This is a genomic window from Olleya sp. ITB9 (genome assembly GCF_001315805.1).
GTDB classification, from domain to species: domain Bacteria; phylum Bacteroidota; class Bacteroidia; order Flavobacteriales; family Flavobacteriaceae; genus Olleya; species Olleya sediminilitoris.
Genome location: NZ_BCBW01000046.1, coordinates 1 through 21317 on the forward strand (window position 1 = coordinate 1; position 21317 = coordinate 21317).

A 21317-nucleotide genomic window follows, 5' to 3' on the forward strand; every position below is an offset into this window, starting at 1 on the left:
TCATAAAAAAGTCGATTATATGAAANNCTTTTTTTTATTTTAATTATAAATATTTAAGACTTTAATCCTTTTTTGGTTTAAAAATAAAAGCATCTTTAAACTTTTTTTGAACATCTAACAAAGCACGTTCAGCCTCTAATCTTGTTCTAAAATTTCCTACCCACACTTTATAATCTGGTGATTCAAAAGTTAACTGAGATTTCCATATACCAATTGAATTATCAAATTTAGACTTAGTGCTTTCAGCTTTACTTACGCTTCCAGAATAAATCTGAATTTTATATCTATCGCTATTATTATCATCTTTATTAATGTCTTTTTTAATCTCAAGTAATTTGGGTATTGAAGGATCTTCATTGACTACTACTGTCCCTTGTTGAGCAATTGTAAATGTTGAAAAACATATTGTGATTAAGGCACTTAGATAATAGGTTTTTATTTGTGTAATCATCATATTTTAGTATATTTATTGCAAATGTATAAGTATTAAACGTAAAAGCGATATAATTTGTTATTTAGAATATCTCTAAATTAGCAATTAAGACTTCTTTAAGATTTCTAAAATCGACTTTAAGTATTACTTTTGCTAAACGTTTTTTGAACTGTATTTTATTAAAATAGATGAAAAAACCATACCAAAGTTTAGAAGTAAATTCAATATATAATATGAAACAGGTGATTCACCGTAAGTTAAGTCGCAACACTCTTAGTTTAAGCTTAATTTTTTTACTAACACTCTCAACCTCTCTTTTCGCACAAGATGGCGACGCTGTTACTGGTAAAGCATTGTTTAATGCAAACTGTATAGCTTGTCATAAGCTAGACAAGAAAATGACAGGTCCAGCTTTACGTAATGTAGAGGCTCGTTTAGCAGATACTGAGGGATTGGATAGAGAGTGGTTGTACAAATGGATAAAAAACAGTGCCGGACTTATCAAATCTGGAGATGCTTACGCAAACAAGATTTATAACGAGTTTAATGGAGCTGCAATGAGTGCGTTTCCAACGTTAACAAATGCGGATATTGATAATATCTTAGCCTATACAGCTTCTGAAGCTCCAGCTCCGCCAAAACCTCCAGTAGATATTGATGGAGGTGGTAGTACTACTTCGGGAGAAGGTGGGATTTCAAATAAATTAATCCTTGGTGCTTTAGGTGTGTTGTTTGCTTTGTTGGCAGCAGCATTATTTTTAGTGAATAAAACTTTACGTCGTTTTGCTGAAGCAAAAGGTGTTGAGTTACCTCAATCTTCAAAACGTACTCCGCTATGGAAGGCTTTTGCTCAAAATCAGTTTTTGGTTTTAGTTTCAGTTGTTGTTTTGATGTTAGCGAGTGCATATTTTGTTTACGGTTTCTTAATGCAAGTTGGAGTTAACCAAGGTTACGAACCAATACAGCCAATACATTATTCTCACAGAATTCACGCTGGAGATAATGGTATAGATTGTAAATACTGTCACTCTTCTGCAAGAGTAAGTAAGCATTCAGGTATACCGTCTTTAAACGTATGTATGAATTGTCATAAATCAATTTATGAAGTTGCTCCAGAAACTCAAGCTGAAGGATTAGCAGAATATGGTGTGAATTATAATGCTGAAATTAAGAAATTATATAAAGCAGTTGGTTGGGATGATGCTGAACAAAAATATACAGGAGAAAGCTCTCCAGTAAAATGGATCCAAATTCATAAATTGCCAGATTTTGCTTATTTCAATCACTCGCAGCACGTAGTTGTTGGAGGTGTTGAGTGTCAAACTTGTCATGGTCCTGTTGAAGAAATGGAAATTATGTCACAGCATGCACCTTTAACTATGGGATGGTGTATTAACTGTCACAGAGAGACAGATGTTAAAGTAAAGGATAATGCTTACTACACAAAAATCCACGAGCAGTTATACAAAAAGTATGGTAAAGAAAACTTTACTGCAGCTCAAATGGGAGGTTTAGAATGTGGTAAATGTCATTACTAACAATATAGGATTACTTCCTAATTTATAAGGAAGAGATTAAAATAATTAATAAAGAAATAAATTCAATTATATAATATGTCATCAAACAAGAAATACTGGAAAAGTGTTGAGGAGCTAAACGATAGTTCTATTGTTGAGACGCTAAAACAAAACGAATTTGTTCAAGAAATTCCTACTGATGAGTTTTTAGGTGATAAAGATACATTAGAGAGTTCTTCAACAACACGTCGTGATTTCTTAAAATATGTTGGTTTTAGTACCGCAGCAGCATCTTTAGCTGCTTGTGAAGGGCCAGTAGTTAAATCTATTCCTTACGTAGTTCAACCAGATCGTATTGTTCCTGGTGTTGCAAATTATTATGCAACGACTATAGCTAATGGTTTCGATTTTGCAAGTGTTTTAGTTAAGACTCGAGAAGGTCGTCCAATTAAAATTGAAAACAATACGTTAGCTTCAACTAATGGTCACGCAAATGCCAGAGTTAATGCTTCTGTTTTAGATTTATATGATAGCTTAAGAGTTCAAGGTCCTAAAAAAGGAGATAAAGCAATTGCTTGGTCTGAATTTGATACCGAAACTATTAATGCTTTAAATAGCTTAAAGGATTCTGGTAAACAAATTACTTTATTAACTCAAACTTATGCTAGTCCATCGACATCTAAATTAATTTCGGAGTTTTCTGAAAAGTTTGGTAATGTAAACCACGTGGTTTATGATGCTGTTTCAGAGTCGGCTGCCTTAGATGCTTATCAAGCAATGTATGGAGAACGTGGTTTAGCGAATTATGATTTTGCCAAAGCAATGACTGTTGTTTCTGTTGGTGCTGACTTTTTAGGTGATTGGCAAGGTGGTGGATTTGATGCAGGTTACGCTTCAAAAAGAGTGCCTGACCATGGTAAAATGTCAAGACATATTCAGTTTGAATCTAATATGTCATTAACTGGTGCTAATGCAGATAAGCGTGTACCATTAACTCCTACTCAACAAAAGTTAGCTTTAGCACAACTACATAGTTTAATAGTTGGTAGCTCTGTAAATACTAATGCTTTACCTGCAAAAATTAAAGATGCTGTTCAAAAAACAGCTTCAGAATTACTTAAAGCAGGAAGTAATGGGGTTGTAGTAACTGGTATTCAAGATGTTAATGCGCAAACAGTTGCTTTAGAAATAAATAAAAAATTAGGAAGTAAAGCTTTTGATCCTAAAACGCCAATTAAAACGCGTCAAGGTAATAACAAAGCAGTACAAACTTTAATTGCTGATATGAAAGCAGGTAAAGTTGGTGCTGTCATCATGAGTGGCGTTAATCCAATGTATACTTTACCTAATGCAAAAGACTTTTCTGAAGGATTAAAGAAAACTTCTTTATCTATAGTTTTTACTTCTAAGGAAGACGAAACAGCTTTAGTGAGTCAATATACAGCAGCAGCACCTCATTATTTAGAGTCTTGGGGAGATGTTGAAATTAAAAAAGGTCATTTTGCTTTAATGCAACCAACAATTAGACCTTTATTTGATACCCGTCAATTTCAAGAAGCTTTATTAAAGTGGACTGACAATGGAGTATCAATAAATGATTATATCAAATCAACATGGAAAGATTCTATTCTTAACGGTAGTTCTTACAATCAAGCATTACATGATGGTGTATATGTAAGCAATGTTTCAGTTGAAAATATTCTTGAAGAAGAAACAATAGTTGAAGAAATTGCTACTGATGAAGTTCCTGGAACTAATGTAGCTAGAGAGTTAGCTGCTTCTGCAAAAACTACAGGAACAGAATTAACGTTATATACAAAGGTAGGTATGGGAGATGGTCAGCAGGCCAATAACCCATGGTTACAAGAGTTTCCAGATCCAATTTCAAGAACATCTTGGGATAACTATTTAACGGTATCTAAAGCAGATGCAGAAGCTTGGAATATCATTAATGAAAATGATTCTACTGGAGCATTAAATGGTAGTTATGTTACTTTGAAAGTTAAAGGTGCTCAGCCATTAACTGTACCAGTAATTATTCAACCAGGTCAAGCTAAAGGTTCTGTTGGTTTATCATTTGGTTATGGTAGAACGACTGGTCTTAAGGACGAAATGAAAACTGGTGTTAATGCTTATGCATTATATACTAATTTTGACACAGTACAAAGTGTTTCTATTGAGCCAGCTAACGGAATGCATGAATTTGCTTGTGTTCAGTTACAAAACACGTTAATGGGTCGTGGAGATATTATTAAAGAAACTACTTTAGAGGTTTTTAACACAAAGGATAAGCATTACTGGAATGAAGTGCCAATGGTATCTTTAAACCACGAAGAAACTCCTGTAACATCTCCAGAAGTCGATCTTTGGGATGAGTTTGATCGTTCTATTGGACATCATTTTAACTTATCTATAGATTTAAATGCTTGTACAGGATGTGGAGCATGTGTTATAGCATGTCACGCAGAAAATAATGTGCCAGTCGTAGGTAAAGAAGAAATAAGACGTAGTCGTGATATGCACTGGTTACGTATTGATAGATATTATTCATCTGAAGATACATTTGCAGAGGATGATGCTAAAAAAGAAGGGTTCTCTGGTTTATTTGGAGATAATGGTTCTTTAGGAGGTTTCGGAGAATTAGAAGATCCTGCAGATAATCCTCAAGTAGCATTCCAACCTGTAATGTGTCAGCATTGTAACCATGCACCTTGTGAAACAGTTTGTCCTGTTGCTGCAACTGCACATGGAAGACAAGGTCAAAACCATATGGCGTATAACAGATGTGTTGGTACAAGATATTGTGCAAACAACTGTCCGTATAAAGTAAGACGTTTTAACTGGTTCTTATACAATGGTAACGATGAGTTTGATTACCACATGAATAACGATTTAGGTCGTATGGTAATTAATCCAGACGTAACAGTTCGTTCTCGTGGTGTAATGGAAAAATGTTCTATGTGTATTCAAAAAACACAAAAAACAATTCTTGATGCTAAACGTGATGGACGTGAGATAAAGGATGGTGAGTTCCAAACAGCTTGTTCTGCAGCATGTGGAAGTGGAGCAATGGTATTTGGAGATATAAACGATGAAGAAAGTAAAGTTGCAAAACTTTTAAAAGACGATCGTATGTATCACTTATTAGAAAGTGTTGGTACTAAACCTAATGTTCAGTATCATACTAAAGTAAGAAATACAACAGAAGCATAAAATAGATTAATTAATAAACAATTATAAAAGGATTATGGCGTCTCATTACGAAGCACCTATTAGAAGACCTTTAGTTACTGGCGAGAAATCGTATCACGATGTAACTGTAGATATCGCAGCTCCTGTAGAGGGTAAAGCTAACAAACAATGGTGGATTGTCTTTTCAATCGCTCTTGTAGCTTTTCTTTGGGGAATAGGTTGTATTATTTATACTGTTTCAACAGGAATAGGAACTTGGGGTTTAAACAGAACAGTTAACTGGGCTTGGGATATTACTAACTTCGTTTGGTGGGTTGGTATTGGTCACGCAGGAACATTAATTTCGGCAGTACTATTATTATTCCGTCAAAAATGGAGAATGGCAATTAACCGTTCTGCAGAAGCTATGACAATTTTCTCGGTAGTTCAAGCAGGTTTATTTCCAATTATTCACATGGGTCGTCCATGGTTAGCATATTGGGTATTACCTATTCCAAACCAATTTGGTTCATTATGGGTAAACTTTAACTCACCACTACTTTGGGATGTATTTGCAATTTCAACTTATTTATCCGTATCATTAGTATTCTGGTGGACTGGTTTATTACCTGACTTTGCCATGCTACGTGATAGAGCTGTTAAACCTTTTCAGAAAAAGATATATGCTTTATTAAGTTTTGGATGGACAGGACGTGCAAAAGATTGGCAACGTTTTGAAGAAGTATCTTTAGTATTAGCTGGTTTAGCGACTCCTTTAGTACTTTCTGTACACACAATTGTATCATTTGACTTTGCTACCTCTGTAATTCCTGGTTGGCACACTACTATCTTTCCTCCTTACTTTGTTGCAGGAGCGATTTTTTCAGGATTTGCAATGGTAAATACACTTCTTATTATTATGAGAAAGGTATGTCACCTAGAAGACTACATTACTGTGCAACATATAGAATTAATGAACATCGTAATCATGCTTACAGGATCTATTGTTGGTGTGGCTTACATCACTGAGCTTTTTGTTGCTTGGTATTCTGGTGTTGAATTTGAGCAATATGCTTTCTTAAACAGAGCAACTGGACCATACGCATGGGCTTATTGGATGATGATGTCATGTAACGTATTTTCACCTCAATTCATGTGGTTTAAAAAATTACGTACAAGTATCATGTTTTCGTTCTTCATATCTATAGTAGTAAACATAGGAATGTGGTTTGAACGTTTCGTAATTATTGTAACATCATTACACAGAGATTACTTACCATCTTCATGGACTATGTTTTCACCAACTTTTGTTGATATAGGAATATTTATTGGTACTATAGGATTCTTCTTTGTATTATTTTTATTATACTCTAGAACCTTCCCAGTAATTGCTCAAGCAGAAGTTAAGACAATTTTAAAATCATCTGGACAACGTTACAAGAACATTAGAGAAAATGGTGAAAGTTTAATGGGTACAGGTGCTGATGCTAGAACATCAGATGTGATTAATAAAGAAACAAATAATTTAAAGTAGCATATGGAAGCTTCAAAAGTAATTCACGCTATTTATAACGATGACGATGTTTTAATGCATGCTGTTAAAGAAGTAAGAGCAGCAAAGCATCACATCGAAGAAGTATATACTCCTTTTCCAGTTCACGGACTAGATAAGGCAATGGGATTAGCTCCAACACGTTTAGCAATTTGTGCATTCTTATATGGATGTGTAGGTATAACTGTAGCAACATTAATGATGAATTTCATTATGATTGAAGATTGGCCACAAGATATTGGTGGTAAACCAAGCTTTAGCTATTTAGAAAATTTACCTGCATTTGTACCAATTATGTTTGAGTTAACAGTATTTTTTGCAGCTCACCTAATGGTAATTACATTTTATTTAAGAAGTAAAATGTGGCCTTTTAAACAAGCTGAAAATCCAGACCCTAGAACTACAGATGACCACTTCTTAATGGAGATTCCTGTTCATGGAAATGAACAAGATTTACACAATCTGTTAGCAAAAACTGGAGCAGTAGAGATTAACGTAGTAGATAAAGCACATTAATTAGATACAATGAAACATTTAATTAAAATAACAATAGTAGCATTAATAGCTATAACTTTTACATCTTGTAACAAAAGTTCGCGACCTAACTATCAATACATGCCTAACATGTATGAATCCGTAGGTTATGAAGCTTATCAGGAGTCAGATGCATTTGCAAACGGAGTAGAAGCTCAGTTGCCTGTTGATGGAACTATCCCTAGAGGATACACACCTTTTGAATATTCAAACGATGTTGCTGGTTATGACTTAGCTAAAGCAGAACTTACAAGTCCTCTAGATTCAACTCAATTTGACGAGCCAAGAGCTAAAGAACTTTATAATATTTACTGTGGTATTTGTCACGGTAATAAAGGAGATGGTAAAGGTAACTTAGTAAAAAGAGAAAAGATTTTAGGAGTGCCTAGCTACGATGATGCTGGTAGAGCTATTAATTCAGGTAGTATTTATCACGTTATGTATTATGGTAAAAACTCAATGGGTTCTTATGCTAATTTCTTAAATGAAGAAGAGCGTTGGCAAGTAGTTGCTTATGTTATGAAATTAAAGGCAGACCTACAAAAATAAGATTTTAGATAAAGTTTATATATAGATATGTACACACTTTCAAATAGACTAAAAATAGTTTCACTAATCCTAATCATTTTAGGAGCAGTATTATGGGGAACAAGTTATTACTCATCTCATCATGTAACCAAAGATGATGTTAAAGCAATGTTAGCTGATGAAGCAAGTCATGGTTCTCATGGTGATGCTCATGCTGTAGCAGATAGTCATGCTCTAGTAGCAGCACATGACACTCATGCTAGTGAAGACTCTCATGGACAAACAGATTCTCATTCTGCAACTGCAGATCATGGAGATGAACATGCTGAGCATGTAATGCATCAAATTCACAACAGACCTTATTCTGCTCTTTACGTGGCAGCATTTTTCTTTATGATGATTGCCTTAGGAGCTCTAGCTTTTTATGCTATTCAATTTGCAGCGCAAGCAGGATGGTCTCCATTGTTATTTAGAGTAATGGAAGGTATTACATACTATCTTTTACCTGGAGCCTTAATAGTTCTAGCAATCGCAATGTTTGCTGGTGACCATATTTTTGTTTGGATGAATGATGAAATGGTTAATCCTGAAAGTGATAAATATGATAAGTTGGTTGCAGGTAAATCAGGATGGTTAAATACTACTGGTTTTCTTATAAGAGGTCTAATTTTTATTGGTGGATGGTCTTTATATAGATTCTTTGCTCGTAAATTCTCTCTAGCACAAGATCAAGCACCAGAAGGAGACAAAAGAAACTTTAAAAAATCTTTTCGTATAGCAGCTGCATTTTTAGTATTCTTTATATATACTGAATCAATGATGTCATGGGATTGGATTATGAGTGTTGACCCTCACTGGTTCTCTACTTTATTTGGATGGTATGTTTTTGCAGGTATGATGGTTTGTGCTGTCACTGTAATGGCAATGATTACAATATATCTTAAGTCTAAAGGCTTATTATCTCAAGTAAATGACAGCCATATTCATGATTTAGCTAAATTTATGTTTGGATTTAGTATTTTCTGGACTTACTTATGGTTCTCTCAATTTATGCTAATTTGGTATTCTAATATTCCAGAAGAAGTAACATATTACGTAACACGAATTAACGATTATAACTTACCATTCTTTGGTATGATTGCTATGAACTTCTTATTTCCATTATTGTTATTAATGAATAGTGATTATAAGCGTATTCCTTGGTTTGTAATAATGACTGGAGTTGTAATATTAGCTGGACATTATATTGATGTTTTCAATATGATTATGCCTGCAACTGTAGGAGATAGATGGTTTATTGGTATGCCTGAAATAGGAGCAATCTTATTATTTGCTGGTTTATTCTTATTCATAGTATTCTATGCTATATCTAAACAACCTCTTATAGCTAAAGGAAATCCTTTCATCAAAGAAAGCGAACATTTCCATTATTAATAAAAAATAAAATAAAGAAGAACGATAACAATGACGACTTTATTATCAATTTTAGTTTTAGTATTTATTTTCATCGCTATTTGGCAAATGGTTAAAATCTTTGATTTAACCCAAACTGGCAAAACAACTGAAAATAATCAAGTAGCAAACGATAACGATAACCGTATTAACGGTTACTTAATGATAGGATTTTTAATCTTTATCTATGCCATTACAATTATCTGTTTTGTGAAATGGGGAGATTTACCATTAATGTCTAATTCGGCTTCAGAGCATGGACCTGGAATAGATAACTTAATGATCATCTCAATGATTGTTATCTTTTTTGTACAAACAATCACACAGTTTTTATTACACTATTTCGCATTTAAATATAGAGGAGAAAAAGGTAGAAAAGCTTTATTCTTTGCTGATAACAATAAATTAGAAGCTATCTGGACTATTATACCTGTAATTGTATTAGCAGGTTTAATTATACAAGGTCTATTTACTTGGACTAGTATCATGAATATTGATGAAGATGCTGATCCAATGGTTGTAGAACTATATGCACAACAATTTAACTGGAAGGCAAGATACTCTGGTATTGATAACGCTTTAGGTAAAGCAAACGTTAGATTAATTGATATTAATAGAGCTAATGAATTAGGTGTTGATGAAGCTGATCCAAACGCACAAGATGATATTATTGTTAAAGAATTACATTTACCTGTAGGTAAGCCTGTATTATTTAAAATGAGATCTCAAGATGTATTACACTCTGCTTACATGCCTCACTTTAGAGCACAAATGAACTGTGTTCCAGGTATGATTACTCAGTTTAGTTTTACTCCAACTAAAACAACTGCAGAAATGCGTGAAACTGCCGAAATCCAAGATAAGGTAGCTAACATTAATAATATAAGAAAAGAAAAAAGTCAAGAATTAATGGCTAAAGGAGAAGAAGCTTTAGAACCATATGAGTTTGATTATTTATTATTATGTAATAAAATTTGTGGTACTTCACACTATAACATGCAAATGAAAATAGTAGTAGAAACACAAGAAGAATATGATGCATGGATTAAAGAGCAAAAGCTTTTTGTAGATTCATTAGTAAAAAATTAAGGTAAAAGAAAACTCAAATTAAAGATTTTAGATTATGTCAGCACACGTAGAAGAACATGGACATGACGATCATGGTCATCATCATAAAGAAACATTTATAACTAAATATATTTTTAGTCAAGATCATAAAATGATCGCTAAGCAGTATTTAATTACTGGTCTAATAATGGGTATTATTGGTGTAGCGATGTCTATAATGATGCGTATTCAAATTGCTTGGCCAGAAGAGGCTAATCCAATGTTTGAAGCATTATTAGGCAAATGGGCTCCTGATGGAGTTATGAGTGCAGATATCTACTTAGCATTAGTTACCATTCATGGTACAATAATGGTATTCTTTGTACTTACTGCAGGTTTAAGTGGTACATTTAGTAACCTTTTAATTCCGTTACAAATAGGTGCCAGAGATATGGCTTCAGGTTTTTTAAACATGGTATCTTATTGGTTATTCTTTTTATCAAGTGTAATCATGATTAGTTCCTTCTTTGTTGAAGCTGGACCAGCTGCAGCAGGTTGGACAATTTATCCTCCTCTTAGTGCTTTACCTATGGCTCAAGGTGGATCAGGTTTAGGTATGACATTATGGTTAGTATCTATGGCAATATTTATCGCTTCCTCTTTATTAGGATCTTTAAATTATGTTGTAACTGTAATTAATCTTCGTACAAAAGGGATGTCTATGACTAGATTACCATTAACGATTTGGGCGTTTTTTGTTACAGCAATCATTGGTGTAGTTTCATTCCCTGTATTATTATCTGCTGCATTATTATTAATAATGGATAGAAGTTTTGGTACATCATTCTTCTTATCTGATATATTTATCCAAGGTGAAGTTTTACACTACCAAGGTGGTTCTCCAGTTTTATTTGAGCATTTATTTTGGTTCTTAGGTCACCCAGAAGTATATATTGTATTATTACCAGCATTAGGTATTACCTCAGAGATTATTGCAACTAACTCACGTAAACCAATCTTTGGATATCGTGCAATGGTAGCTTCAATTTTAGCAATTGCATTTTTATCTACAATTGTTTGGGGACACCACATGTTTATCTCAGGAATGAATCCATTCTTAGGATCTGTATTTACTTTCACAACACTATTAATTGCTATTCCTTCAGCAGTTAAAGCGTTTAACTATATTACCACACTATGGAAAGGTAACCTCCAAATGAATCCAGCCATGCTGTTTTCAATTGGATTAGTTTCAACTTTCATAACAGGTGGATTAACTGGAATTATCTTAGGTGATAGTGCTTTAGATATTAACGTTCATGATACTTACTTTGTTGTGGCTCACTTCCACTTAGTAATGGGTATCTCTGCATTATATGGTTTCTTTGCTGGTGTATACCACTGGTTCCCTAAAATGTTTGGACGTATGATGAACAAAAACTTAGGTTATGTTCACTTCTGGATTACAGCTGTTTGTGCTTATGGTGTATTTTTCCCAATGCATTTCATTGGTATGGCTGGATTACCAAGACGTTATTATACTAATACTAACTTTCCATTATTTGATGATTTAGCTAGTGTAAATGTTGTTATTACAATGTTTGCTATTATTGGAAGTATTTTCCAAGTAGTATTCCTATATAATTTCTTTGCTAGTATTTTCTACGGTAAGAAAGCAGAACAAAACCCATGGAGATCAAACACTTTGGAGTGGACAACTCCAGTAGAGCATGTACATGGTAACTGGCCAGGAGCTATTCCTCAAGTACATAGATGGGCTTATGACTACAGTAAACCAGGTCATGTTGAAGACTTTGTACCTCAAAATATACCTTTAAAAGAAGGAGAAGAAGAATTACAACACTAGATTTACATCTATATATAATATTGAAAAGCCTTTCTGTTTAATCAGAAAGGCTTTTTCTTTATATTTGTTTATACACTTTATTAAACAGTTTATTATTAATCTAAAACTGTTTGCACAATATTATTAATTCTATTACGCTTTCGCGAAAATATTATGAACGAAAACCTAGATCCAACTAACGATAATTTTTCTCCTGAAGAGTTTGATGTTGAAAGACAATTAAGACCCCTTTCCTTTGACGATTTTACAGGTCAAGACCAAGTGTTGGAAAATCTACAAATCTTTGTTCAGGCAGCTAATAAGCGTGACGAAGCACTTGACCACACTTTATTTCATGGTCCTCCAGGTTTAGGTAAAACGACTCTTGCTAATATATTGGCAAATGAGTTGGGAGTTGGAATCAAAATTACATCAGGTCCTGTATTAGATAAACCTGGTGATTTAGCTGGTTTATTAACTAACCTTGATGATAGAGATGTTCTTTTTATAGACGAAATCCATCGTTTAAGTCCAATTGTAGAAGAGTATTTATACTCAGCAATGGAAGACTATAAAATTGATATTATGATTGAAACTGGTCCTAATGCTAGAACCGTTCAAATCAATCTTAACCCATTTACTTTAGTTGGTGCTACAACGCGATCAGGTTTATTAACAGCTCCAATGAGAGCACGTTTTGGTATCCAAAGTAGACTTCAATATTATAAAACAGATTTACTGACTACTATCATTCAGCGTAGTGCAGATATCTTAAATGTACCAATTTCTATGGAAGCAGCAATCGAAATTGCAGGACGTAGTCGTGGGACTCCAAGAATAGCCAACGCTTTACTACGTCGTGTACGTGATTTTGCTCAGATAAAAGGGAATGGTAGTATAGATATTAAAATTGCTAGATATAGCTTAGAAGCCCTTAATGTTGACGCTTATGGTTTAGATGAAATGGATAATAAAATTCTGTCAACCATAATCGATAAATTTAAAGGTGGTCCAGTAGGTATTAGTACTATTGCAACCGCTGTAAGTGAAAGTACAGAAACGGTTGAAGAAGTGTATGAACCCTTTTTAATACAACAAGGTTTTATAATGCGTACACCACGAGGACGTGAGGTTACTGAACTTGCCTATAAACATTTAGGGAAAATTAAAGGACCAACTCAGGGAGGTTTATTCTAGTACATTGTAATAGTTAGAGTTTTATAATTGAATTAAATATTTTAAATGAAAAAAATACCAGAAGTTTCGTTATTAAAATTCATTAAGCATTCTTTAGAAATTTTAAAAAACCCATTACCTTTCCATAATAAGAATTTTACAGAAAAAGGTGATATTTTTAAATTGAATGTCAGCTTTAATTCTAAAATATACTTTTGTCGTGATGCTGCTTTTGCACAATATGTTCTTCAGAAAAACCAAAAAAACTATATTAAGTCTAACATACAAACAAAGGATTTAGTAAAATATGTAGGTGAAGGTTTATTAACCTCTGAAGGTGATAAATGGAAAAAGCAACGTAAAATGATGCAACCCGCTTTTCATAAAAAGCAATTGCAGAATTTATTAAGCGGTATGCAAGACACCATTGTAGAAGAATTTAATAAAATTTCTACCAACAAAACTATTGATCTTTTTCCAATACTAAATGACCTTGCGTTTCAAACAGTAGTTAAGTCTTTATTTACCAAACCAGCTAGAGCCAAAGATATGGAACGTCTTCAGTTTATAACTGAAGCCAATCAACGTATGTTAGTAAAAGAACTTAGACAACCTTATTTAGGTTGGTGGTTTAAAACAGGAGGCGAATTAAAAAAGCATTTAAAATTATCTGAAGAGGCTAGAATTATTTTAAAGGGTATTGTTGCAGATCGTAAAGCCTCTAATAAACGTTATGATGATTTGTTGGATATGCTTTTAGAGACCAAATATGATGATGGTCAAGGTATGTCAGAGCAACAATTAATAGATGAAATATTAATTATTTTTACAGCTGGACATGAGACAACTTCTAATGCTTTAACTTTTACTTTTCAGTTATTAGCTATGCATCCTGAATGGCAAGTTAAAATCTATAACGAGTGGTTAACTTTAGGAGGCGATGATGCAGATTTAATGACACGTGTTTCTAACTCAAAAATCTGTCAACAAGTTTTAGAAGAAGCTATGCGATTGTATCCTCCTGCTTATTTTATAGACCGAGTAAACATTAAACCAGATGATTTTAATGAGTATCATTTTGAATCTGGTAGTAATTTATTGTTTTCAGTTTATGAAATGCATAGACATCCAAAGCTTTGGGACCAACCAGATACTTTTTTGCCAGAGCGTTTTAAAGATGGTGGACGTCAGTATTCAGCTCAATATTTTCCTTTTGGATCTGGACCTAGAAAATGTATAGGTAATAATTTTGCGATGTTTGAAATGATTATAGCTGTTACAGAACTACTTAAAAAGTATAAAATAGAACCTAAATCTGAAACTATCGAAATCACCCCTTTGATTACATTAAAACCTAAAAACGCATTGTTACGTTTTCAGAAAAGAGACTAATGCTTAATAATAAAACTAAGTATACTAATCTAATTAAGGATGAGGCTAAACGTTTAGGTTTTTTGTCTTGTGGTATCAGTAAAGCTCAATTTTTAGAAGAAGAAGCGCCAAGATTAGAACGTTGGTTAAACAACAATATGAATGGTCAAATGGATTACATGCAAAATCATTTTGACAAGCGTTTGGATCCAACAAAATTAGTAGAGGATTCAAAGTCTGTGATATCATTGTTATTAAATTATTACCCTGAACAACAACAAATAAATGATACCTATAAAGTGTCTAAGTATGCGTATGGGTATGATTATCATTATGTCATAAAATCTAAATTAAAACAATTATCACAATTCATCCAAGAACATATTGGAGAGGTTTCTGGACGTGCTTTTGTGGATTCGGCTCCAGTTTTAGATAAAGCTTGGGCTGCAAAATCAGGTTTAGGTTGGATTGGTAAACACAGTAATTTATTAACTCAAAAAGTGGGTTCGTTTTATTTTATTGCAGAACTTATTATTGACTTAGAGTTGGATTATGATACACCAGTAACAGACCATTGTGGTACATGTACAGCATGCATTGATGCCTGTCCAACACAAGCAATTGTAGATCCTTATGTTGTAGATGGTAGTAAATGTATTAGTTATTTTACTATTGAACTTAAAGATCAATTACCTAACACAATGAAATCTAAATTTGACGATTGGATTTTTGGGTGTGATGTTTGTCAGGATGTTTGTCCTTGGAATAAGTTTTCTAAACCACATAATCAACCGTTATTTAATCCTGATCCAGATTTATTAACAATGACAAAAAAAGATTGGCAAGAAATAACTGAAGATGTTTTTAAAAAGGTGTTTCAAAAATCGGCTGTAAAACGTACTAAATATTCGGGTTTAACCCGAAATATTAAATTTTTGAATAGCTAGGCTATTTATTTAACTCTTTAATAAAGTAAGATGGGTAAATACCCGTTTTTTTATAAAAAGCTTTAGAAAACGCCTGGTCTGTATTAAAGCCAACCTCTTTAGCAATAGCTTTTATAGTATATCTTCTAAATTTTATATCACTTTCAAGTTTAACGATAACATAATTAATGCGTAAATCATTGATATATTGACTTACTCCTTTTCCTTTTGTGTTTTTGAGAACAATAGCAAGGTATTTAGAATTAGTTTTAAAACGTTTAGATAATTTATTTAGCGTTAAATTTGTTTTTAGGAAATATTTATTTTCTTCAAACTCATTAAGCTTAGAAATAATATGTGATGCAGTCTCTTCTGGTATATTAAGAAGTTGTTTATTTATTTTTAATGATGGTTTTTTTTCCTTTTTTGAATTTGATTCGTTTTTTTTAAGTAATGCCTTAAACCTTTTTTTATAAAGTTTTTGTCTTAAATAAAAATATCCTAACCCTGTAACACTTAATATTAAAAGGCTAAAAAATAGAATCTGTTTTTTTGAAGATTTAACATTTTCCTGCTTCAAAACAGATATAAGTTTTTTTTGCTCTTTTATGAGTTCAGGAATATCATAATTTGATTCAAGTTGACTATTAACGTATTTATAATTTGTGTCTAAAATACTGTCAATTTTGATTCCTTTTGTAAGATATTTAAGCTGTTCTTTATTGTTACCACTTTTTTTATAATGAAGTGCTAAACTAAAATAGACCTTTTTGGTTTCTGGAGTCAGATAATTGGTCGCTTCTGCTAATGAGTCTATTTTTTTGTAATAATAGAGTTTCATTTTATCATTTGATAAAGCGTCATGAGATTTTCCTAAATATAAATAAGCATCAATTAAATTATATATTTCAAAATTATAACGATCGTTTGAATTGTGCAGTTTAGATAGTATGGGAGTTAATTTAGAGATACTACTGTTATAGTCCTTGTTAATACAATCAATTATACCATCATTAAGAGTGAAAAGATACCCCAAATTTTTAGTGTTTATTGCTTTTTTTAGTTCTTGAAGGTTTAATGACTTAGCTGAATCAATTTCTTTATTTAGACGATAGGTTCTAACTAACTCATGTACGGTATATAAATAAGTCTCTAAATAATCTTTTGGATACTTTTCTAATTTCTCAATATCATATTCTAAATTTTTTTTAAGAATGGATTTAGCACCTTCAATATCTCCATAATCCCTTTTAATAAGACCTATGTTATAATTGCTATAGTTTATAAGAGTTTTGTTTTCTGGATATAGTAGCTCTATTTCTTTTAAATAATAATCTATAGCTCGTTTAAAATTACCTTCTACACGCTCTATATAACCTTTTTTACCATATAATCTTGCAGGATAAGATTTAGTTTTAATTTTATTGGTTTTAGCAAGTGTAATGGCACTATCAATATATTTAGTAGCGATACTATAGGTGTTATCATAATAGTCTGCATATAGATGATAACCTGTAATAATTTCTATTATATTATCTTCTAATTTTGCTTTTCTAATATAAGCATTCAAATATTTTTTTCCTGAGTCAGTATATTCTTTTGTATAATAGATTTTTTCTAAATAAATATAACTTTTGTTTACTAAAGAGTCTATTGTGGGCAAAGATTGTGCATATGATTGAATAATCATAAAGAACAGACCTATTGATATAATTATTTTGATATGCTTTGAGGTTTTAAAAAGAGCCATTAAAACTTTATTAAGGTACAAAAATATCTAAATATAGTTAATAACAGTGTGAAAAAACAGTGTAGTTGTAATCGTTTAATTTTCAGTTATATGTGTGGCGTTTTTGTTCTGCGTTTTCATAGAAAACACATTTAGTTCTTTTGTATACTACTGATTATTCGTTTTAGATTTGTTCAAAATAAAAACAATATATATGAGAACAATTTTAGTAATAATGTTTTTTTTTAGTCTGCAATTTCATAATGCTCAAACGCTAAAAATAGAAAAGTTGAATGTATCAAATTCAAAAAATAATGACGATTTAAGTTTTTTAAAAGAGGAAATTAAAGACAGAAAAATGGTCATGTTGGGAGAACTTACTCATCAATACGGAACTATTTTTGAAATGAAAACACGGGTTGTAGAATATCTTCATAAAGAATTAGGATTTACAACATTTGCTATGGAATCATCGATGTATGATTTATGGAAAAAAAATCTACATCAAAATTTCAATCCTGTAGATTTTAATAAAGCTGTTTATGGAGTATGGTCTAAAACTAAAGAATTTCAACGTCTTGTTAATTATATAGATAAGCACCAATTAAAAGTCATAGGATTTGATTCTCAGATTTCTTACACCAACGAATTTATAGATGATTTCTTTGATTTTTGTGAGAGTAATAATATAAAAATTAAACTTGACGAAGAAGATATGGCTATTGTTTTGGAAGGCGTTTTAAATGACAACTCTTTTGAAGAATATGATATGAAATTTTCAATCTATGAAAAAGAATTAAAACGTATTATAAAAAAGATAGAAAGTTTTAAGAATACAGAACTTAATTATTATTGGTTACAATTTTTAAAAGGCGTTTTGGCAGCCTCTAGAGATGCCTATGTAAATACAAAAGAAGCACCATCTTATGATTTTTTGTCTCCAGAACATAATATTAGAGATGCACAAATGAGCGATAATATCTTGAGCTATATAGAACGTTATCCTAGTGAGAAAATAATACTGTGGGCAGACAATATTCATATAATAAATAGTACTGCTAGTATTAAAGATTCTAAATCTCAAAAATTTGTATCAATGGGAAATCATATAAAAAATAGCTTAGGAAATGACGTATATAGTTTAGCAACATTACATGCAAATGATTCTATTTCATACAGAAAAAAGTGGAGTAAAACGCCTATTTTGATGAAGTCTTTTGAAAATGAATTGGTCGATTTAGGTATCCCTAACCTTTTTGTGAGCTCTAACCAAGAATCAATGAAAATTCAGAGAAAAAATCGCTTAGTTAGTTATTTAAACTTTTATGAAAGTAGATTAGACCAATTACATGATGGTTATATTTTTATGAAACACGCTAAAGATTCAGAGCCTTATATAGCAAAATCAACCATTAACAATCAATATGAGGCAGTAGTATTAGATTCGTTACAAAAAGAAAATAAAATAATTAGAAAAAAGACAGAAAATACAATATTTAAAGGTAAAGTAATAGATTTAGAAACTAAAGCAGCCATTCCTTATGCAACTGTCATATTAAAAAAACAAGAAATCTACAGAGTGTGTGATATAAATGGCAATTTTGCCATACCTATTTCTAAACAAATGAAAAAAGATGCCATTGTGGATATTTCTTCTATGGGATTTACACCCAAAACAATTCCTCTAAATATGCTAAGTGATATTATATATTTAAATCCGAGTGTGGAAAGTCTAGAAGAGGTAGTTATAAAAGCTTATAAAACACCGCTTTCAGTAATGAAAATAGCTGTAAGAAATATAAAAAATAATAATCCAACGACACCTTTTAACTATCAAAAATATACCAAGGTTAAAATTAATATTAATGATAAAGATATATTAGATATTGATCTATTAAGAAAAGAATATGACCAAGGTTATAGGCAGCTTAACAGATCAACAGGAAGAGTCGATCAAATAAAGTGGAATAAAAATGATTTTGGAAATAAAATTAAAAATACGCATCAACTTTTAGGGAGATACAGACAGAATGCTTTAAGATATTCAAATATAGTCCATCGTAGAAAATATAAGAAATTTGATTTGGAATTTATAAAATCTAAAAACCCTGATTACGAAGGTCTTTATGTTATACAATTTAAAACAAATAGAAATAAATGGAATTATACAAATCGTGGTTACCCTACTAACTATAGTGGTAAAATCTATATTAATAAAGAAGATTTTTCAATTGTTAAAATCATTGAAAATTGGGAAACAACTTTGACAAAAACAGATATAGAAAAATATGGGTTTTATGACACAAGAATGCAATATTCAGGAAAACTGGAAGAAGTAAAAATTAAAGAAGAAAATACTTGTGTTTACAATAAGCACAATGATGGTAAATATTATGGACACGAATTTTTTAACAAATCATATTTAGAATATAAAAATAATAAAGGCAAATTATATTATTACATGTTTAGCGAAGATTCTTCACTTTTTGATGTTAAAAGTCAGGATGTAGAAGTCATTGATTATGATCATCACCATCAAAATGAAACAATATTGCGCAGAGTAAAATTTAATAAAGATTTCTGGGATTCATTCTCTAATACATTATACAAAAAAATAAACGGTAAAAATTAGATTGATAACACTCGCAACCAAATATATATTATTGATTTTAGGTTTGGTTGTGAGGTTTACCATGATATGAGCTCATGGAATAAATTTTCAAAAGCACTTAATGAACCATTATTTAATCCGCATCCAGAATTGTTAGATATGACTAAAAAAGATTGGGATGAAATTACTGAAGATGTTTTTAAAAAAGTGTTTCAAAAATCTGCTGTAAAACTCACTAAATTTTCTGGATTAAAACGAAATATTGAGTTTTTAAAATAAATTATTTTTTATTTTGTCGAGTTTCTTTTAACTAAACTGGTTTTTAGTTCTATAATCTTAGGGTGTATAACTTTATTATTTTTATTAGCCTTAAGCTCTTTATATAATTGTTTAAAAGCCATTTTTCCCATTTTAAATCCAGGTTGATCTATAGTTGTTAGTGATGGTGTTATGGCAGATGACATAAACCAATTACTAAATCCCACTACAGAAATGTCTTCAGGAACTTTTACTCCACGTTTATTAAACTCTGTAATTGCTCCTATAGCAACCATATCTGTATTAATAAAGATACCGTCAACATCATTATGGTCTTCTAATAATTTTGCAGCATTAGCTTTACCTTCGTTAAAACTCATATCATCACATGAACATGTATATACTAAACTTGGGTCATAATCAAAACCATTATCTAATAAAGCTTTTTTATAACCAAGAAACCTGTCTATAGAGTTTTGTGGTAATAATGGACCTCTAAAATGAGCAACACGTTTACAGCCTGTATCGATTAAATGTTGTGTAGCTATGTATGCAGCTTTTCTATCATCAATAACTACTTTAGAACAGTTTACAAGTTTTGCAATTTTATCAAACATAACTAAAGGTGTACCGCTTTCAATAATATCATTCAAATGTTTAAAGTCTGAAGTGCTATTTGCAAGCGAAATTAAAATACCGTCAACACGTTTATTAAGTAACAAGTCTAATTGTTGTTTTTCTAATTCGTAAGACTCATTAGATTGTAATATTATTACTAAATATCCTTTTTTTTCAGCTTGAGAAATTATGCCTTTAATTACACTTGAGAAAAAGTGATGTACTATTTCAGGAATAATTAGACCAATAGTTTTAGACTCTTTTGTCCTTAAATTAACAGCGAATGCATTAGGTTTATAATTTAATGTAGCAGCTGTTTCTCTTACAAGTTTTCTAGTTTTTTTACTAACATCAGGGTAATTTTTTAATGCTTTAGAAACAGTTGTTATAGAAATATTTAAAGTTTCAGCGATATCTTTAAGAGTAGCAGGTTTCATGCAATTTTTTTATAAATGTAATTCTAAAATCTAATATAGTAATTATTAATCGAAATCGTTTTCGTTAAATCTGAAACGTTTCGATTTAACTAATTAATAATTTTAAGGTAT

At 31.5% G+C, this 21317-nt stretch carries 15 protein-coding genes and 1 pseudogene; 13 read left to right on the top strand and 3 right to left on the bottom strand.

Features of this window, described 5'->3' with window-relative positions:
- Nucleotides 1–61: 61 nt before the first annotated feature.
- Nucleotides 62–454 carry an SPOR domain-containing protein gene (locus tag ITB9_RS13265; protein ID WP_028289342.1) on the bottom strand — a complete coding sequence of 131 codons (393 nt, stop codon included), beginning with the start codon at nucleotides 452–454 and terminating at the stop codon, nucleotides 62–64.
- Between the two features lie 212 nt (nucleotides 455–666).
- Here ITB9_RS13265 and ITB9_RS13270 point away from each other — a divergent pair, with 212 nt between their 5' ends.
- The 11 genes from ITB9_RS13270 to queG all read left to right on the top strand — a co-directional run bounded on the left by ITB9_RS13270 (nucleotide 667) and on the right by queG (nucleotide 15574).
- A complete protein-coding gene (locus tag ITB9_RS13270; RefSeq protein ID WP_054852626.1) occupies nucleotides 667–1971 on the top strand; it encodes a c-type cytochrome in 1305 nt (434 codons plus the stop codon).
- Nucleotides 1972–2046: 75 nt separating this feature from the next.
- Nucleotides 2047–5163, top strand: a complete 3117-nt coding sequence (locus ITB9_RS13275) for a TAT-variant-translocated molybdopterin oxidoreductase (protein WP_054852617.1) — start codon at nucleotides 2047–2049, stop codon at nucleotides 5161–5163.
- 34 nt (nucleotides 5164–5197) lie between these two features.
- The gene (nrfD, locus tag ITB9_RS13280; RefSeq protein ID WP_054852618.1) at nucleotides 5198–6655 is read left to right on the top strand and encodes an NrfD/PsrC family molybdoenzyme membrane anchor subunit; all 1458 of its coding nucleotides are present in this window, start codon (nucleotides 5198–5200) and stop codon (nucleotides 6653–6655) included.
- Between the two features lie 3 nt (nucleotides 6656–6658).
- Nucleotides 6659–7189 carry a DUF3341 domain-containing protein gene (locus ITB9_RS13285; RefSeq protein WP_028289338.1) on the top strand — a complete coding sequence of 177 codons (531 nt, stop codon included), beginning with the start codon at nucleotides 6659–6661 and terminating at the stop codon, nucleotides 7187–7189.
- Between the two features lie 9 nt (nucleotides 7190–7198).
- Nucleotides 7199–7756 carry a cytochrome c gene (locus ITB9_RS13290; RefSeq protein ID WP_054852619.1) on the top strand — a complete coding sequence of 186 codons (558 nt, stop codon included), beginning with the start codon at nucleotides 7199–7201 and terminating at the stop codon, nucleotides 7754–7756.
- Between the two features lie 27 nt (nucleotides 7757–7783).
- Nucleotides 7784–9169, top strand: a complete 1386-nt coding sequence (locus tag ITB9_RS13295; RefSeq protein WP_054852620.1) for a hypothetical protein — start codon at nucleotides 7784–7786, stop codon at nucleotides 9167–9169.
- 30 nt (nucleotides 9170–9199) lie between these two features.
- Complete coding sequence (locus ITB9_RS13300; RefSeq protein WP_028289335.1) at nucleotides 9200–10276, top strand: cytochrome c oxidase subunit II; 1077 nt, start codon at nucleotides 9200–9202, stop codon at nucleotides 10274–10276.
- Nucleotides 10277–10310: 34 nt separating this feature from the next.
- A complete protein-coding gene (locus tag ITB9_RS13305; RefSeq protein WP_028289334.1) occupies nucleotides 10311–12101 on the top strand; it encodes a cbb3-type cytochrome c oxidase subunit I in 1791 nt (596 codons plus the stop codon).
- A 153-nt stretch (nucleotides 12102–12254) separates the two neighbouring features.
- Nucleotides 12255–13277: a Holliday junction branch migration DNA helicase RuvB gene (ruvB, locus tag ITB9_RS13310; protein ID WP_028289333.1), complete on the top strand. Its 1023-nt coding sequence runs from the start codon at nucleotides 12255–12257 to the stop codon at nucleotides 13275–13277.
- Between the two features lie 45 nt (nucleotides 13278–13322).
- The gene (locus tag ITB9_RS13315) at nucleotides 13323–14648 is read left to right on the top strand and encodes a cytochrome P450 (protein ID WP_054852621.1); all 1326 of its coding nucleotides are present in this window, start codon (nucleotides 13323–13325) and stop codon (nucleotides 14646–14648) included.
- Nucleotides 14648–15574: a tRNA epoxyqueuosine(34) reductase QueG gene (gene queG, locus ITB9_RS13320; protein WP_054852622.1), complete on the top strand. Its 927-nt coding sequence runs from the start codon at nucleotides 14648–14650 to the stop codon at nucleotides 15572–15574. The genes ITB9_RS13315 and queG overlap by 1 nt, the downstream gene beginning before the upstream one ends.
- 1 nt (nucleotide 15575) lies before the next feature.
- Here queG and ITB9_RS13325 read toward each other — a convergent pair whose 3' ends face one another.
- The gene (locus ITB9_RS13325) at nucleotides 15576–17243 is read right to left on the bottom strand and encodes a helix-turn-helix domain-containing protein (RefSeq protein ID WP_187294277.1); all 1668 of its coding nucleotides are present in this window, start codon (nucleotides 17241–17243) and stop codon (nucleotides 15576–15578) included.
- 253 nt (nucleotides 17244–17496) lie between these two features.
- Here ITB9_RS13325 and ITB9_RS13330 point away from each other — a divergent pair, with 253 nt between their 5' ends.
- Together ITB9_RS13330 and ITB9_RS13335 are read left to right on the top strand one after the other, a co-directional pair.
- Nucleotides 17497–19914, top strand: coding sequence for an erythromycin esterase family protein (locus ITB9_RS13330; protein WP_054852624.1), 2418 nt, complete (start codon nucleotides 17497–17499; stop codon nucleotides 19912–19914).
- 33 nt (nucleotides 19915–19947) lie between these two features.
- A pseudogene (locus ITB9_RS13335) lies at nucleotides 19948–20172 on the top strand (tRNA epoxyqueuosine(34) reductase QueG); the annotation flags it as partial.
- A gap of 8 nt (nucleotides 20173–20180) precedes the next feature.
- Here ITB9_RS13335 and ITB9_RS13340 read toward each other — a convergent pair.
- On the bottom strand, nucleotides 20181–21206 hold the full coding sequence (locus tag ITB9_RS13340) for a LacI family DNA-binding transcriptional regulator (protein WP_028606843.1): 1026 nt from the start codon (nucleotides 21204–21206) through the stop codon (nucleotides 20181–20183).
- Nucleotides 21207–21317 lie beyond the last annotated feature (111 nt).